Source organism: Streptomyces sp. KR55 (assembly GCF_052245645.1).
GTDB classification, from domain to species: Bacteria; Actinomycetota; Actinomycetes; order Streptomycetales; family Streptomycetaceae; genus Streptomyces; species Streptomyces flavusporus.
The window spans coordinates 12,590-28,288 of record NZ_JBQQCE010000068.1; the positions used below are offsets into that span (position 1 = coordinate 12,590).

The 15,699-nt window shown below is 72.9% G+C and carries 10 protein-coding genes; 8 read left to right on the forward strand and 2 right to left on the reverse strand.

Annotation, left to right across the window (positions count from 1 at the left end; all coding sequences use genetic code 11):
• Window positions 1-55: 55 nt before the first annotated feature.
• Window positions 56-1,411 (reverse strand): SWIM zinc finger family protein, encoded by a 1,356-nt coding sequence (locus ACTWQJ_RS12895; protein WP_443306770.1) that lies wholly within the window; start codon window positions 1,409-1,411, stop codon window positions 56-58.
• Window positions 1,412-1,556: 145 nt separating this feature from the next.
• Between ACTWQJ_RS12895 and ACTWQJ_RS12900 the strand changes: the two genes are divergently transcribed.
• The 7 genes from ACTWQJ_RS12900 to sucD all read left to right on the forward strand — a co-directional run bounded on the left by ACTWQJ_RS12900 (window position 1,557) and on the right by sucD (window position 12,837).
• Window positions 1,557-2,756, forward strand: a complete 1,200-nt coding sequence (locus ACTWQJ_RS12900; RefSeq protein ID WP_443306771.1) for an ATP-binding protein — start codon at window positions 1,557-1,559, stop codon at window positions 2,754-2,756.
• Between the two features lie 123 nt (window positions 2,757-2,879).
• The gene (locus ACTWQJ_RS12905) at window positions 2,880-5,294 is read left to right on the forward strand and encodes a DUF5682 family protein (protein WP_443306772.1); all 2,415 of its coding nucleotides are present in this window, start codon (window positions 2,880-2,882) and stop codon (window positions 5,292-5,294) included.
• An 82-nt stretch (window positions 5,295-5,376) separates the two neighbouring features.
• Window positions 5,377-6,558 carry a vWA domain-containing protein gene (locus ACTWQJ_RS12910; protein ID WP_443306773.1) on the forward strand — a complete coding sequence of 394 codons (1,182 nt, stop codon included), beginning with the start codon at window positions 5,377-5,379 and terminating at the stop codon, window positions 6,556-6,558.
• 190 nt (window positions 6,559-6,748) lie between these two features.
• The gene (locus ACTWQJ_RS12915) at window positions 6,749-7,840 is read left to right on the forward strand and encodes a hypothetical protein (protein WP_443306774.1); all 1,092 of its coding nucleotides are present in this window, start codon (window positions 6,749-6,751) and stop codon (window positions 7,838-7,840) included.
• Between the two features lie 265 nt (window positions 7,841-8,105).
• On the forward strand, window positions 8,106-10,241 hold the full coding sequence (locus ACTWQJ_RS12920; protein ID WP_443306775.1) for a hypothetical protein: 2,136 nt from the start codon (window positions 8,106-8,108) through the stop codon (window positions 10,239-10,241).
• Between the two features lie 501 nt (window positions 10,242-10,742).
• On the forward strand, window positions 10,743-11,924 hold the full coding sequence (sucC, locus tag ACTWQJ_RS12925) for an ADP-forming succinate--CoA ligase subunit beta (RefSeq protein ID WP_443306776.1): 1,182 nt from the start codon (window positions 10,743-10,745) through the stop codon (window positions 11,922-11,924).
• Window positions 11,925-11,952: 28 nt separating this feature from the next.
• Window positions 11,953-12,837, forward strand: coding sequence for a succinate--CoA ligase subunit alpha (gene sucD, locus ACTWQJ_RS12930; RefSeq protein WP_129799186.1), 885 nt, complete (start codon window positions 11,953-11,955; stop codon window positions 12,835-12,837).
• Window positions 12,838-12,912: 75 nt separating this feature from the next.
• Here the strand turns inward: sucD and ACTWQJ_RS12935 are convergent, their stop codons facing one another.
• Entirely contained in the window at window positions 12,913-14,049 is a 1,137-nt protein-coding gene (locus ACTWQJ_RS12935) for a helix-turn-helix domain-containing protein (RefSeq protein ID WP_443306777.1), read from the reverse strand.
• 96 nt (window positions 14,050-14,145) lie between these two features.
• Here ACTWQJ_RS12935 and ACTWQJ_RS12940 point away from each other — a divergent pair.
• Window positions 14,146-15,699, forward strand: a 1,554-nt coding sequence (locus tag ACTWQJ_RS12940) for a cell division protein PerM (RefSeq protein WP_443306778.1), incomplete at its 3' end; no start/stop codon positions are given.

Here is a 15,699-nt window from a genome sequence, read left to right on the forward strand (position 1 = left end):
CGTCACTTGGGCCACTTCGCCAGGAGCCGAGTCGGAGGCGTCGAGAGGCCGCGGTTCAGCACAGCTGGACCGCTTCGCCCGCCCCCGCCGGCCAGGCCGTCAGCGGGGTGAAGCCCTGGTGGCCGCACTCGCCGAAGACCTTGACAGGGGTGCCGCCGGACAGGGCTACAAGCCGCCAGAGGCCAGGGCGTGAGCGGGCAGTGGGCGTGAGCGGCAGTGCCGCGTCCTCGTCGGCGTCCGCCAGTTGCCATGAGTCGCCGTCCGGGGTCGGTATGACCCGGTCCAGCGTCACCGGGACCGAGTCGAGCCACGGGTCGGCGCGGAGGGCGTCGCCGTAGCGGGCTACCGCCTGTGTCGTCGTCACTCCTGGTGGACGTATCGAGGTGGGCGTGGGCGCCGCGAACCGTTCCCCCAGGGCGGCGCGCTGCCGGCTCCCACCCGGGTAGGCGGACACCTCCGCCTCCAGGGTCAGCCCTACCGGCAGTGCGAGCTCGGGGGCCCGGCCGGCGGCGCCGTAGGAGAGAAGGAGAGCGGTGCGGTCGGATTCGGCGCCGTACAGCCAGATCCGGCGGGTCGTCAGCCGGGCGTCCGCCGTGTCGTACTGGGCCAGGACCAGCCAGCGGTCGCGCACCGGCGGGCCGTCCGCCGACGCGGGCAGACCGATGCGGGAACGGACCGTCGCCGCCAGTCCCTCGGGCAGGCCGTCGCGACGCAGCCAGCCCTGGTCGAGGAGGTGGAGCAGCGCGCACTCCTCCAGCAGCCGCACCGGCCAGCCCGGACCGGGCGCCGGGATCGCACCCAACTCTCTTACGCGACCGGCCAGTCCGGGAGCCTGGGCGTCGACCATACGGGCCGCCGTCTCCTCCCACAGCCCGTACCCCGCCTGCTCCGCCGCGGCCAGCCCTCCGCGCAGCAGGTCCGTCAGGCGCTGCTCCAGCTCGGTCGCGCCCGCTGTGATCCGCTCGGCCCGGCGCTCCGCCCGGCGCCGCGCCGCCTCCGGATCAGCGGAGCCGGACGGGGAACCGCCCGCGCCCGCCGCTCGTTTCTCCGCAGCACGCTTCCTTCTCCCCTCTGTCCACTGCTCGGCCCAGTCCGGCGCCTTGCCCGGTGGCACCGCGCCGTCGCCGCCCGCCCAGAGCAGCAGCAGCCCCAGCGCGTGCTTGCACGGGAACTTGCGGCTCGGACAACTGCACTTGTACGCGGGACCGGACGCGTCCGCGATGTCGATGACCGTCTGATACGGCTTGCTGCCGCTGCCTTTGCACAGCCCCCACAGCGTCCCCTCGTCAGAACTGCCTGCCTCGGACCACGGCCCCGCCGCACCGAGTTTGCTTCCCGCTTTGCGTGACGCTGCGTCCGGCGCCAGTGCCAGCACCTGATCCGCAGTCCAGCGCACCCCCTGCTGAGTCATGGCATCGAAGGTAGATCCCCCCACTGACAATCGGCCTCGCGAACGCGGTCGCCAGCACGTTTTCGCAGGTCAGATCGCATTGTCAGTGGCGTGGTGCACCGTGGATGCCAGAACCGAACCGGCCGAGCTGGAGGGGGACTCAGCCATGCCTGTGTCCGTAGAACCGACGTCCGTCGACCCGAGCCAGAACGGGTCCGCGCCCGCGAACACGGGCGTGGACACACCTACAACCGCGGGCGCGGGCGCGCGCACATCCGCGCCCGCGGCAGAAGCGCTGCGTCCGCACGCCGAGGACGCCTTCGCGGACGAACTCGCCGCGCTGGCCGCGCAGGACGACCGGCCGCGGCCGATCCGCTGGAACCTGTCGCCGTGGGCCGTCGCGACGTACCTGCTCGGCGGCACCCTGCCCGACGGCACGGTCATCACACCGAAGTACGTGGGCCCGCGCCGCATCATCGAGGTCGCCGTCACCACGCTCGCCACCGACCGCGCCCTGCTCCTGCTCGGCGTGCCCGGCACCGCGAAGACCTGGGTGTCCGAGCACCTGGCCGCAGCGGTCAGCGGTGACTCGACCCTGCTGGTGCAGGGCACCGCCGGCACGCCGGAGGAAGCGATCCGGTACGGGTGGAACTACGCGCAGCTGCTCGCCCACGGCCCGAGCCGGGATGCGCTGGTGCCCAGCCCCGTCATGCGGGCCATGGCCGAGGGGATGACCGCACGCGTCGAGGAGCTGACCCGCATCCCGGCCGACGTGCAGGACACGCTCATCACGATCCTGTCGGAGAAGACACTGCCGATACCGGAGCTGGGCCAGGAGGTGCAGGCGGTCCGCGGCTTCAACCTGATTGCCACGGCCAACGACCGCGACCGAGGGGTCAACGACCTCTCCAGCGCACTGCGCCGCCGCTTCAACACCGTGGTGCTGCCGCTGCCGGAGAGCGTCGAGGCCGAGGTCGACATCGTCTCGCGCCGCGTCGACCAGATCGGCCGTTCCCTCGATCTGCCCGCCGTGCCTGACGGCGTCGACGAGATCCGTCGTGTGGTGACGGTCTTCCGGGAGCTGCGCGACGGTGTCACGTCCGACGGCCGTACGAAGGTGAAGTCGCCCAGCGACACGCTGTCCACCGCCGAAGCCATCTCCGTCGTCACCAACGGCCTTGCGCTGGCCGCGCACTTCGGTGACGGCGTGCTGCGACCGAGCGACGTCGCCGCGGGCATCCTCGGCGCCGTCGTCCGGGATCCGGCGGCCGACCGGGTCGTCTGGCAGGAGTACCTGGAGGCGGTCGTCCGTGAGCGGGACGGCTGGAAGGACTTCTACCGGGCCTGCCGGGAGGTGAGCGCGTGAGCGACAACCGGTGGGATCTCGCGCAGGGGAGTTCGACGACGGGCGGATCGATGGAGATGACGGGGGACGTCCAGGCTGCGGTCGACGACGACCTGGGGTGGCCTCGGAGGCGAGGGGGACGGCGTGACAGGCGTTGAGGGGGCAGGGAGCCGGCGGCCCGGGACCGAGCCGCTGCTGCTCGGCGTGCGGCATCACGGGCCGGGTTCGGCGCGGGCCGTGCGGGCAGCGCTGGATGCGGCCCGGCCGCAGGTGGTGCTGATCGAGGGTCCGCCCGAGGCGGACGCGCTGATCCCGCTGGCCGCCGACGAGGACATGCGCCCACCGGTCGCCCTCCTCGCCCACGCCGTGGACGATCCCGGCCGTTCGGCCTTCTGGCCGCTGGCCGAGTTCTCGCCGGAGTGGGTGGCGGTCCGGTGGGCCCTGGAACACGAGGTGCCGGCTCGCTTCATCGATCTTCCGGCCACGCACACGCTGGTGTGGGGCAGGGGGACGGTGACGAATCCCGAGGGGGAGGCGGAGGCCACCGACGTCGCGGAGGCGGACGAGGCGGATGCCGGCGACGCCGCCGAACCGGAGATGACCGAGGCGGCCGTTCGGGTCGATCCGCTCGCCGTGCTTGCCGATGCCGCAGGTTATGACGATCCCGAGCGCTGGTGGGAGGACGTCGTCGAGCACCGGGGGTTGGGCGAGAGGGATGCGTTCGCTCCGTTCGGCGTGCTCGAGGAGGCCATGGGCGCCTTGCGGGAGGCGTACGGGAGTGGCGGGCACGAGCGGGATCTCGTGCGGGAGGCGTACATGCGGCTCCAGGTGCGGGCTGCGCAGCGGGAGTTCGGGGGTGGCGTGGCGGTCGTGTGCGGGGCGTGGCACGTGCCCGCACTGCGGCAGAAGGCCACCGTCGCCGCCGACCGGGCCCTGGTGAGGGGGCTGCCCAAGGTCAAGGCCGACATGACCTGGGTGCCGTGGACGTACCGCCGGCTGGCCCGGGCGAGCGGATACGGCGCGGGCATCGACTCGCCGGGATGGTACGGGCATCTGTTCGCGGCGCCGGACCGCCCGGTGGAGCGGTGGATGACCAAGGTGGCGGGGCTGCTGCGGGCGGAGGACAGGATCGTCTCCTCGGCGCATGTCATCGAGGCGGTGCGGCTGGCCGAGACGCTCGCGGCGATGCGCGGGCGTCCGCTGGCCGGCCTCGGCGAGACCACCGACGCCGTGCGTGCCGTGATGTGTGAGGGCTCGGACGTGCCGCTGGCGCTGGTGCACGACCGGCTGGTCGTGGGGGACGTGCTGGGGGAGGTGCCGGAGGCGGCGCCTGCGGTGCCGTTGCAACGCGACCTCGCCCGGCTCCAGCGGCGGCTGCGGCTCAAACCGGAGGCGCTGGAGCGGGAGCTGGAGCTCGACCTGCGCAAGGAGACCGACACCGGGCGCAGTCGGTTGCTGCACCGGCTGCGGCTGCTCGGCGTCGCCTGGGGCGAGCCGACGGTGTCGCGCGGCAGCATCGGGACCTTCCGGGAGACGTGGCGGCTGCGCTGGGAGCCGGAGCTGTCCGTGCGGGTCGCCGAGGCCGGGGTGTGGGGGACGACCGTGCTTGCCGCGGCGACCGCCAAGGCGGAGGCCGACGCGACGGCGGCACAGGGCCTCGCCGAGGTCACCGGGCTCGCCGAGCGCTGTCTGCTGGCCGAACTGCCCGACGCCCTCCCGGCGGTGATGCGGATCCTCGCCGACCGCGCGGCGCTCGACACGGATGTCGGCCACCTCGCCCAGGCGCTGCCGGCCCTGGTCCGCTCGCTGCGCTACGGCGACGTGCGTGGCACCGACACCGGAGCGCTGACCGAGGTCGCCGCCGGCCTCGCCGAGCGGATCTTCGTCGGCCTGCCCCCCGCCTGTGCCGCTCTCGACGCGGACGCGGCCCAGGAGATGCGGGGCCATGTGGACGCGGTGCACACCGCCGTGGGGCTGCTCGGCGAGGCCGGCACACCGGAACACGGTGGCCTGCGCGGCCGCTGGCACACGGTGTTGCGGGTCCTGTCTGCTCGGGACACCGTGCCCGGCGTCATCCGGGGGCGCGCGGTGCGGCTGCTGCTGGACGACGGGGAGCTGACTCAGGAGGAGGCGGCGCGGCTCATGGGGCTGGCGCTCTCCCCGGGGACGGCGCCGGCGGATGCGGCCGCGTGGATCGAGGGCTTCGTCGGCGGAGGCGGCGGGGGCGGGATGCTGCTCGTCCACGACGAGCGGCTGCTCGGACTGGTCGACGGCTGGCTGACCCGAGTGCCGGCGGAGGCGTTCACGGACGTGCTGCCCCTGCTGCGGCGCACCTTCTCGGCGTACGAACCGGGGGTGCGCAGAACGCTCGGCGAGCTGGTGCGGCGCGGGCCGGGACAGCGGGGGAGCACGCAGGCGGCGGGAGCGGGCATACCCGGCTTCGGGGTCGGTCTCGACGCCGAACGCGCCGCAGCAGTGGAGCCGCTGGTGCGGCTGCTGTTGGGGCTGGACGGGTCGGGAGCAGACGAAAGCGCCGGCCTGGTGGGGGTGGCGGGATGAGCAGGAGCGTCGGCGGACGCAGGACGAGTCGAACGGCCGCACCGGTGGACCGGGCGGCGGAGCGCGTGGGGGAGGAGGACGTATGACGACGGAGTCCACAGCCGTGGCCGAGTTGGACGACGCCGCCCGGGAGCGGTTGCGGCGCTGGCGGCTGGTGCTGGGGGGTGAGGCGGCGGACGGTACGGGGTGTGCGCTCGGCGGGCGGGACGCCGCAATGGACGGGGCGCTCGCCGCGCTCTACGGAAAGGGGGACAAACCGCAGACGGGGAAGGACCGTTCGGCGGGGCTCGGGGCGTCGGCGCCGTCCGTGGCCCGCTGGCTCGGGGACATCCGCACGTACTTCCCGTCGTCCGTCGTGCAGGTCATGCAGCGCGACGCCATAGACCGGCTCGGGCTGTCCGCCCTGCTGCTGGAGCCGGAGATGCTGGAGGCCGTGGAAGCGGACGTGCACCTCGTCGGCACGCTGCTGTCGCTGAACAAGGCGATGCCGGAGACGACGAAGGAGACGGCACGAGCCGTTGTGCGCAAGGTCGTCGAGGACCTGGAGAAGCGGCTCGCCACCCGCACTCGGGCCACCCTCACCGGCGCCCTCGACCGCAGCGCCCGCATCAACCGGCCGCGCCACCACGACATCGACTGGAACCGCACGATCGCGGCCAACCTCAAGCACTACCTCCCGGAGTACCGGACGATCGTGCCGGAGCGGCTCATCGGCTATGGGCGAGCCGCCCAGTCGGTGAAGAAGGAGGTCATCCTCTGCATCGACCAGTCGGGGTCGATGGCGGCGTCCGTCGTGTACGCGTCCGTGTTCGGGGCGGTGCTGGCGTCCATGCGGTCGATCAGTACGCGGCTCGTCGTCTTCGACACGGCGGTCGTCGACCTCACCGACCAGCTCGACGACCCGGTCGACGTCCTCTTCGGCACCCAACTCGGCGGCGGCACCGACATCAACCGGGCACTGGCGTACTGCCAGTCGCAGATCACCCGGCCCGCGGAGACGGTGGTCGTGCTGATCAGCGACCTCTACGAAGGGGGGATACGGAACGAGATGCTGAAGCGGGTGGCGGCGATGAAGGCGTCGGGGGTGCAGTTCGTGACCCTGCTCGCATTGTCGGACGAGGGGGCGCCCGCTTACGACCGGGAGCACGCGTCCGCGCTGGCGGGGCTCGGCGCGCCGGCGTTCGCCTGTACGCCGGACCTGTTCCCGGAAGTGATGGCGGCAGCCATCGAGAAGCGTCCGCTTCCGATACCGGACACCACATGACGACCAGGGTGCACCGGGTGAGTTCGCCCCGAAAGGGGATATGACTGCCCATTGGTAAGGGGGGCTTGCGCAACCTCGGGAGTCCCGTGCAAGGATCGATGCCTCGGCAGCGGTGCGCCGCGCTCCGCTCGCCCGTACCGCGTCGTCCACTACGCGACTCGTTCCGCCGCATCGGAGGACCCTCCCTCTCTTGATCTGGTCAGCAGCCCTGTCCGGTGCCGCTGTGCGTGTGCTGCGCGCGGCGGCCGGGCGGCGTGCGCTCCAGATGGTGTTGCTGGTGGGTGGGTTGTTCGTGCTCGGAGTGCTGTACGGAGGGCAGGCACGGGCGACGGACGGCACGGCCTCGACGACATCGGCGACCTCTCCGGCCTCGGTGACTGTCTCGGCTTCGGTCGACTCGCCGGGTTCGGTGACTTCGGCGAAGGCGAGGCCGGACGACGTCGTGAAGTCGACTTCGGCAGAGGGCACTGCGTCGTTGGCGCAGGGTTTTGTGGGCGGGACCGACCACGACTTCGGCGGCTCTCAGGACCTCGCCGACCGCGGCGGTGCCCCGGTCACGGACGTGTCGCCGGGACCGGTAGGGCGTCCTGCTGCCGAGGCTCCTCACGGCCGGGACAGCGAGTCGATCGTGCGGCCGGTGACCGAGGACCTCGTGGGGTCCGTGGGTGAGCGAGTGATACGGCCGGTCGGTGGCGTGGTGGAGACCGTGACCGCGCAAGCCGACGTGCCGCCGCTGTCGTCGTTGCCCGTGTTGCCGTCGCTGCCGGGGCTGTCCGACTCACCCACGCTGCCCGTCCTCCCCGAGCTGCCCGGCCTTCCGGAGCCTCCCGGGTACCTGCCCGCGCCCCCAGCCTTCCCCGAGCTGCCGGGGCAGTTCCCGCCGCTGCCCGGGGCGGTGACGCCCCAGCCGGGCGTTGCGGGGACGTCGCCGTCCCCCGAGGCCGGTTCCGAAGGGCGTGGCGGCAAGGCGGGCGTCGACGGCATCCATGGGCCGCGTCTCGGCGGCTCGTCCGGCGAGGTCGTGGCCGCCGTCCACGGCAGCGGGCAGCACGATCGGGCCGGGGGTCAGTACACCCCGGTGCATCAGGTGCCGGCCGGGCGTGGTGACGGCATGCTGGGCAACCGCTCGGCGGCGGACAGCGGCACGTCCCGGCACGGCGACGCGCACGCCGTGACCTCGAACCACCGGGCGCGGCTGCGGCTCGTGCCCGGCGCCGCCGTGCGCGTCGAGCTGGACGGGACACGGGACCGGCACCGGGACATCCCGGTATTCCCCGGCTAGGGCAGGCCTTTCCCGCGCCGTAGACCTGCCGCGCGGGGGCGGAACAGGTCTGCCCGACCGTCCGGACCTCCCCGGTCCCCGGACGGAAGCCGCCGGAGTCGTCTCCGCAGCCGTCGGTCCCCACTCCCCGGACCGCGAGCGGAAGACGGCGCCGGAAGCTCCCCAAGTCCCCTGGCACGAGCCCGAGCACAAGGTTGCCCCTCCCGGTGACCTGCTTGCGGGCTCGCGCTTCCGACGTCGAGTCCCAAAGGATCAGACGCACGCAATGAACAAGAACATCCGCCGTTCCATCGTCATAGCCGCCGGAGTCACCGGCGCGTGGGCGCTCGGTTCCGCTGTCGCGAGCGCCGACGAACTGCCCGCCTCCTCCCTCTCCGCGTCGGACACGACCACGGACGCCGAAAGTACGCTCGGCGAGGTCACCGACGCCGTCGACGGAGTCGTCTCCGACCTCGCCGACGCCGACGCGCAGGACACCGGCGTGACGGACGCCCTCACCGGTGCCGGCGTCGGCAAGGCGACCTCCACCGTCACGGACGTGCTCGGCACCGCCCGGACGACCACGGACGGGGTCCGCGCGACCGCCGCATCGTCCGGCGACGGCGGTGCCGTGGAGCAGGCCCGCCGGTACGTCGACGCCGACGTGAGCGTGCCGAAGGCGGCCAAGGTCCGGGGCGCGCAGGCCGTCCAGGGTGCCCAGGCCGCCCGAGCCGCGCAGGCCAAGGCCGAGGTCACCGCCGACGAGGTCGCCATCAGGGCCGGGGCCACCGTCGCCGGCACCGCAGCGGCCGCACCCACCACGCCCCAGGACACGGTCGACTACCTCTTCGGCCCCCTCTCCGCCTTCGCACCCGAGCTCGAGCAGGCGCTGGCCGCGGCGCAGACGAGGCTCCAGGGCACTCAGGCGGCGGCGCGGTCGCAGGCGCAGGGCGTCGAGGGTGTCGTACGGACGAAGGCGCAGTACGCGGTGGCGGGCGCGGGCCGCACCGCGGCGGGCGTGACGCATGCCGCGCAGGCCGCGGTCGCCGGGGCCGACGCGCGGACCGCCGGTGCGGTCACCACCGCTCAGGGCCAGGTCGGTGCCGTCAGGACCGCCGCCGAGGCGAGCGTCGCCTCCGTGCCGGGCCACGTCACGGGCACCGTCGGCGGGGTCGAGCAGCGCGTGGTCGGCACGGTCACCGCCGTGCCGGGCGCGGTCACGCCGGTGGTAGAGCAGACGGCCGCGGCTGCCGTTCCGCCGGTCGCCGCCTCCGCCGTGGCCGGTGTGCGGCCGGTCGCCGACCGGGCGGTGACGGGTGTGGCGCCGGTCGCCGAGCAGGTCGTGGCGGGCGTCGTGCCCGCCGCCACCGGGGCGGTGCACGGCGTTGCGCCGGCCGCGACCGGAGCCGTGTCCGGGGTGACCCCGGTCGCCGGTCACGCCGTGCACGGAGTCGCGCCCGCCGTGACCGACGCGGTGCACGGAGTGACGCCGGTCGCCACCGGTGCTGTCGCCGGGGTCGCCGCGGTCGCCGGTCATGCCGTGGACGCCGCGACTGCGCTGGCGTACGGAGTGGTCGCCGATGTTCAGCCCGTCGTGGGCGGCGTCGTGCAGGGCGTGCAGCCGGTCGCCGGCGGTGCCGTCACGGACGTGCATGCGGTGGCGGGCGGTGCGGTGGCAGGCGTGCAGCCGGTCGCCGCCGAGGCCGTCACGGACGTGCAGTCCCTCGCCTGGGGTGCGGTCGGGGACGTGCGGCCGGTGGCCGAGGGCGTGGTGGCGGACGTACCGCCGTATGCGACCGGTGTCGTCGACGAGGTGCCGCCGTACGCCGCGGGCCTCGTCGGGCAGGTCACCGGCGACGCATCGGGCACCGTGCTGCCGCCGGTCGCGCACACCGCGGTGCAGGGTGTCGTGCCGGTCGCCGGGCAGGCCGTCGCCGATGCGGGCGGGCTGGCGTACGGCGTCGTGGGCGATGCGGAGTACTTCACCGGTGGGGTCGCCGGGGGCGTACCGCCGCTGGCGTACGGCGTGACAGAGCAGGCCGGGGGCTTCGCCGAGGGCGTGGCGGGCGAGGTGCCGCCGTTCGCGCAGGGCGTCACCGGTGCAGTCCAGCCGCTCGTCGACACCGTCACCGAGACCGTATGGCCGGTGGTCGAGGGTGTCGGCGGCAGCACCACGACGCTGGCCTACGGCGTGGTGGGCGACGTCGCTCCGTTCGCGGGCGGCGTGGCCGGCGAGGCCACCCCGTTCGTGCACGGTGTCGCCGGGCAGGTCGCGCCGTTCGCGCAGGACCTCACCGGCACCGTCCAGTCCACCGGCGGTTCGCTGACCGGCCACGCCGTCTCCGGCGCGGAGGGCGTCGCCGAGTCGGTCACCCCCGGTTACGTCCAGGACGTACGCCAGGGCGGCACGTACAGCATCTGACCGAGCGCGGTCTCGCAGGACAGAGGCCCAGCATCCAGACCCCGCAGGGCCCCGCTCCACGGCGGCCGAAAGCCGTCGGTCCGTCTGGACGGAAACCTGCGGTCGGGGCCGGCGGTCCCCATTGGGGTGAGGATCGCCGGCCCCGCGCCCCGGGGCCGTACGTCAGGCCCCTCGGGGATGTTCAAGGGGCCTCACCGGGTCAACCCCAGCCCGGTGAGGCCCTGTGCCGTCCCTGGCCTGTTCGCTGCCCGGTCACCGTCTGTTCCCTCACCGACGGCACGCCGTGCCAGTGAGTGCGGCATCATGTGACAGGTATCACCGCTCAGGTGTGACCCGCGATTTAGAGACCCCCAGCAAGCGGGGATAACCTGCGAGACGGACATGCCGCGCGCTCGGACACCGTGTGCGCTTCCCTTGTGACACATGCGGTCGTCACGTTGCCCTTCGCGGCACGCCCACGCATCCAACGAACCGCGAGATCACTGATAGGGACGGAAGCGCGTGGACCTGTTCGAGTACCAGGCGAGGGACCTCTTCGCCAAGCACGATGTACCGGTGCTGGCCGGTGAAGTCATCGACACGCCTGAGGCGGCGCGCGAGATCACCGAGCGTCTGGGCGGCAAGTCCGTCGTCAAGGCGCAGGTGAAGGTCGGTGGCCGCGGCAAGGCCGGTGGCGTGAAGCTGGCCGCCACCCCGGACGAGGCCGTTGCCCGCGCGACGGACATTCTCGGCATGGACATCAAGGGCCACACGGTCCACAAGGTCATGCTCGCCGAGACGGCCCCGGAGATCCTCGAGGAGTACTACGTCTCCTTCCTCCTCGACCGCGCCAACCGCACCTTCCTCTCCATCGCCTCCGTCGAGGGCGGCATGGAGATCGAGGAGGTGGCCGCCACCCGCCCGGAGGCCGTCGCGAAGATCGCGATCGACGCCATCGACGGCGTGGACGAGGCGAAGGCCCGCGAGATCGTCGAGGCCGCCAAGTTCCCGGCCGAGGTCGCCGACAAGGTCGTGAACGTCCTCGTCAAGCTGTGGGACACCTTCATCAAGGAGGACGCCCTCCTGGTCGAGGTCAACCCGCTGGCCAAGGTCGCCTCCGGTGACGTCATCGCCCTCGACGGCAAGGTGTCGCTCGACGACAACGCCGAGTTCCGTCACCCCGACTTCGAGGAACTCCACGACAAGGCCGCGGCCAACCCCCTCGAAGCCGCCGCCAAGGAGAAGAACCTCAACTACGTCAAGCTCGACGGCGAGGTCGGCATCATCGGCAACGGCGCGGGTCTCGTGATGAGCACCCTGGACGTCGTCGCGTACGCCGGTGAGAAGCACGGCAACGTCAAGCCCGCCAACTTCCTGGACATCGGCGGTGGCGCCTCCGCCCAGGTGATGGCGAACGGCCTGGAGATCATCCTCGGCGACCCGGACGTCCGCTCCGTGTTCGTCAACGTCTTCGGCGGCATCACCGCCTGTGACGAGGTCGCCAACGGCATCGTGCAGGCCCTGAAGCTCCTCGAGGACCGCGGCGAGCAGGTCACCAAGCCGCTCGTCGTCCGCCTCGACGGCAACAACGCCGAGCTCGGCCGGCAGATCCTCACGGACGCCAACCACCCGCTGGTCCAGCGCGTCGACACCATGGACGGCGCGGCCGACAAGGCCGCCGAGCTCGCCGCAGCCGCCAAGTAAGCACCGAGGACGAGGACATCCACACACCATGGCTATCTGGCTCAACAAGGACAGCAAGGTCATCGTCCAGGGCATGACCGGCGCCACCGGCATGAAGCACACCAAGCTCATGCTCGGTGACGGCACGAACGTCGTGGGCGGCGTGAACCCGCGCAAGGCGGGTCAGACCGTGGACTTCGACGGCACCGAGGTACCCGTCTTCGGCACCGTCAAGGAGGCCATCGAGGCCACCGGCGCCAACGTCTCCGTCATCTTCGTGCCGGAGAAGTTCACCAAGGACGCCGTCGTCGAGGCCATCGACGCCGAGATCCCGCTCGCCGTCGTCATCACCGAGGGCATCGCCGTGCACGACACGGCCGCCTTCTGGGCGTACGCCGGCAAGAAGGGCAACAAGACCCGCATCATCGGCCCGAACTGCCCCGGCATCATCACCCCGGGCCAGTCCAACGTCGGCATCATCCCGGGCGACATCACCAAGCCGGGCCGCATCGGCCTGGTCTCGAAGTCCGGCACGCTGACGTACCAGATGATGTACGAGCTCCGTGACATCGGCTTCTCGACCGCCGTCGGCATCGGTGGCGACCCGATCATCGGCAGCACGCACATCGACGCCCTGGCCGCCTTCCAGGCCGACCCCGACACCGACCTGATCGTCATGATCGGTGAGATCGGCGGCGACGCCGAGGAGCGGGCCGCGGCCTTCATCAAGGAGAACGTGACCAAGCCGGTCGTCGGCTACGTCGCGGGCTTCACCGCGCCCGAGGGCAAGACCATGGGCCACGCGGGCGCCATCGTCTCCGGCTCGTCCGGCACCGCCCAGGCGAAGAAGGAGGCCCTGGAGGCCGCGGGCGTCAAGGTCGGCAAGACCCCGACCGAGACGGCGAAGCTGGCGCGCGAGATCCTCGCCGGCTGAGTCCTCTGACTGACCGTCGGTGGGCCCGTTCCCCGAGTGGGGGCGGGCCCACCGGCGTTTTCGTTCGTCCTCGCCTCACCTCGGTTCCGGCACCAGCCGCTCCGGTCCGCCGGCCGTTTCCATGCGCAGCTTCTCCAGCAACTCCAGTTGCTGCTCCGACAACGGCCCCGGCGCCGCCCGCGGCGGTACCCCGCGTACCGTCTCGCCCGGTGCCACCGGCGGCTCGTACTGTGTCGGGGCCGTGCGCAGGGTCAGGGCTGTCGCGCCGATGAGGGTGACCGTGAAGGCGATGGCGGCTCGGGTCCAGAAACGGGCGCGGCGTTCACTGCCGTTGCGTACCGTGAACGGTTTGGGGGCCCGTAGGCGTTCCGTGTCGGCCAGGCGGGCGAGCCGCCGGTGCAGTTCGGCCGGGTCGGACAGCTCCGGCAGCCGTGCGGCGACGGCCTCGCGTGCATGCAACAGCCGGTTCGCCGCCGCCGGGGTGCTCGCCTCCGTCTCCGCTGCGGTCTCCGGCAGGTCGAGGCCCACGACGTCGTACAGCAGGAGCGTGCGGCGGTGCGGCGGCGGGAGTCTCAGGAGTACGTTCAGCAGCGTGCGGTCGGACGCGTCGGCCGGCGGCGCCTCGGGGTGACGATGGCGCGGGCGGAACCGGTGCCAGGGGGAGAGGGCGTACTCGTACGCCGCCGCCCGGACCCAGCCCGTCGGATCGCGGTCGACGGCCACCTCGGGCCAGCGCTGCCAGGCGAGTTGGAACGCCCGCTCGACCGACTCACGAGCCAGCTCGCGCCGCCCGGTCAGCAGGTACGTCTGCCGTACGAGGGCGGGGGCACAGAACGCGTAGAGGGCGTCGAAGGCCTGAGCGGGGGTCAGGGAGGACGGTGACGACAGCGCGAAGGGGTCGGGCTGGGCGGCGGGTTCCGGCTGATCGTGACGTACCGTTACAGCTGTCTTCTTCGCAGGGATGTCGCGATCGGTGACGGTCTCGATGCCGGTCTCAGTGGCGGCCTCGGTCGTCAGCGCGTTCAGCAATTCTGCGTACGCCTCCCGTTTCCGGCCGTGTGGAGTCGTGCGGCCGGCCTCCCATGCCCGCACCGTCCGACGAGAGACACCCACGCGCTCCGCGACCTGAGCCACGGTCAGCGAACCTGCCTCGCGCAGGCGTCGGCGCTCCTTGGGCGGGGGGAGCGGGGTCGTAGGGCTGCTCTGCCTCACAGGACACCCCTTCGCGCGAAAAAGTACATAAACACATATTGGGCGACACATCCGAGGTTCGCCTGTTACGACGGGAAAGCGTGTGTCGTTGGGAGCATGACGGTCGTGATTCAGATGTCCGACCGCCGATCGCCGCTGTCATCCCTGCTCACCCGTTTGCGTCGCCGATCGCCCGGACTGGCCGCCAGCCTCCTGGGTGGCGCGGTCGCAGCCGGGCTGGGGCTCGGCTCGTTCGCCGTGCTCGTGATGGTGCTGTGGATCACCTCGCCCTACCCCGACAGCGGGCCGGGGGGCGCGTTGCATGTCGCCGCGGGGCTGTGGCTGCTGGCGCACGGCGCGGAGCTGATCCGCACCGACACACTCTCCGGCGTTCCCGCGCCGGTCGGCGTCACGCCGCTGCTGCTGCTCGTGCTGCCGGTGTGGCTGGTGCACCGGGCGGCGCGGGACGCGGTGGACGGGGAGCTGGCGGGTCGGGCACCGGTGGGCGTCCGTACGGCGTGGGCGGGGGTGGTGCTGGGGTACCTCGCCGTCGGGGGTTTGGCCACGGTGTACGCCTCGGGAGGCGGCTCGCTGCGGGCCGACTGGGTGTGGGCCGCAGTGTGTCTGCCGATGGTCGCCGTGGGCGCGGCGGGAGCGGGGGTGTGGACGGCGTACGGGCGGCCCTGTGGGCCGGTGGACGGCGTGCTGATCCTGTTGCCGCACGGTCTGCGGCGGCTGTTCCTCGGGGCCGAGGCCCGGGAGCGGCTGGGTGTCTCGGCGCGGGCGGCCGCGGCCGGGGCCGCGGTGCTGGTCGGGGGTGGGGCGTTGCTGGTGGCGGTGTCGCTGGTGTGGCACGGCGGCGCGGCCCGCGAGGCCTTTGCGCAGCTGACGCAGGGGTGGTCGGGGCGGTTCGCGGTGCTGCTGCTGTGCGTGGCGCTCGTGCCGAACTCGGCGGTGTGGGGCGCGGCCTATGCCCTCGGCCCCGGGTTCACGCTCGGCGTCGGGCACACGACGGCACCACTGTCCGCCGACACCGGCCCGCTGCTGCCGCCGTTCCCCCTGCTGGCGGCGCTACCGGAGGCGGGCCCCGGGACGTCGCTGAACTGGGCGGCCGCGGTGGTGCCGGTGGCGGCCGGGGTGACGGTCGGGTGGTTCACGGGGAGGGCGGCGGTCCGGGGTGGGGAGGATGAGGATGCGAGGGGGATGCCTTGGTCGTGGGGGCGTACGGCGGGCTGCGCCGGGCTGGCGGCTGTGTGGTGCGCGGCGGGACTCGCCGTGCTGGCCGGGCTGGCGGGCGGGCCGCTCGGGGTGGACGCGCTGGCTCGGTTCGGGCCGGTGTGGTGGCAGGTGGGGGTGGCGACGCTGGCGTGGACGGCGGTCGTGGCGGTTCCGACCGCGGTGGGGGTACGGGCTTGGCGGTGCCGGAAGCATGAGCAGGGAGCTACGGCGACCATCGCCGGGCAACGGGAAGGGGCGATGCCGGGCGGGGAAGCGGGCGGAACGCTGGGCGCTGGGGTGGGGGCGTCGGCTTCGGGGGAGGGAGCGGCGAAGGCTCAGGCCGGGATGTCGGATTCCGGGCGGGGCGGGTCGGAGACGTGGGCTGGGGCGGTTGATTCTGCGGCCGGAGGGTCGGGTGTCCCGGCTGGAGCGGCTGGCTCTGCGGCGAGTGAG

What these genes read in the sequence shown, in the direction of transcription:
- ACTWQJ_RS12920 (WP_443306775.1), top strand. Translation starts at nt 8,106, where the DNA reads ATGAACAAGAACATCCGCCGTTCCATCGTCATAGCCGCCGGAGTCACC.
- ACTWQJ_RS12895 (WP_443306770.1), bottom strand. Translation starts at nt 1,411, where the DNA reads ATGACTCAGCAGGGGGTGCGCTGGACTGCGGATCAGGTGCTGGCACTG.
- ACTWQJ_RS12910 (WP_443306773.1), top strand. Translation starts at nt 5,377, where the DNA reads ATGACGACGGAGTCCACAGCCGTGGCCGAGTTGGACGACGCCGCCCGG.
- ACTWQJ_RS12900 (WP_443306771.1), top strand. Translation starts at nt 1,557, where the DNA reads ATGCCTGTGTCCGTAGAACCGACGTCCGTCGACCCGAGCCAGAACGGG.
- sucD (WP_129799186.1), top strand. Translation starts at nt 11,953, where the DNA reads ATGGCTATCTGGCTCAACAAGGACAGCAAGGTCATCGTCCAGGGCATG.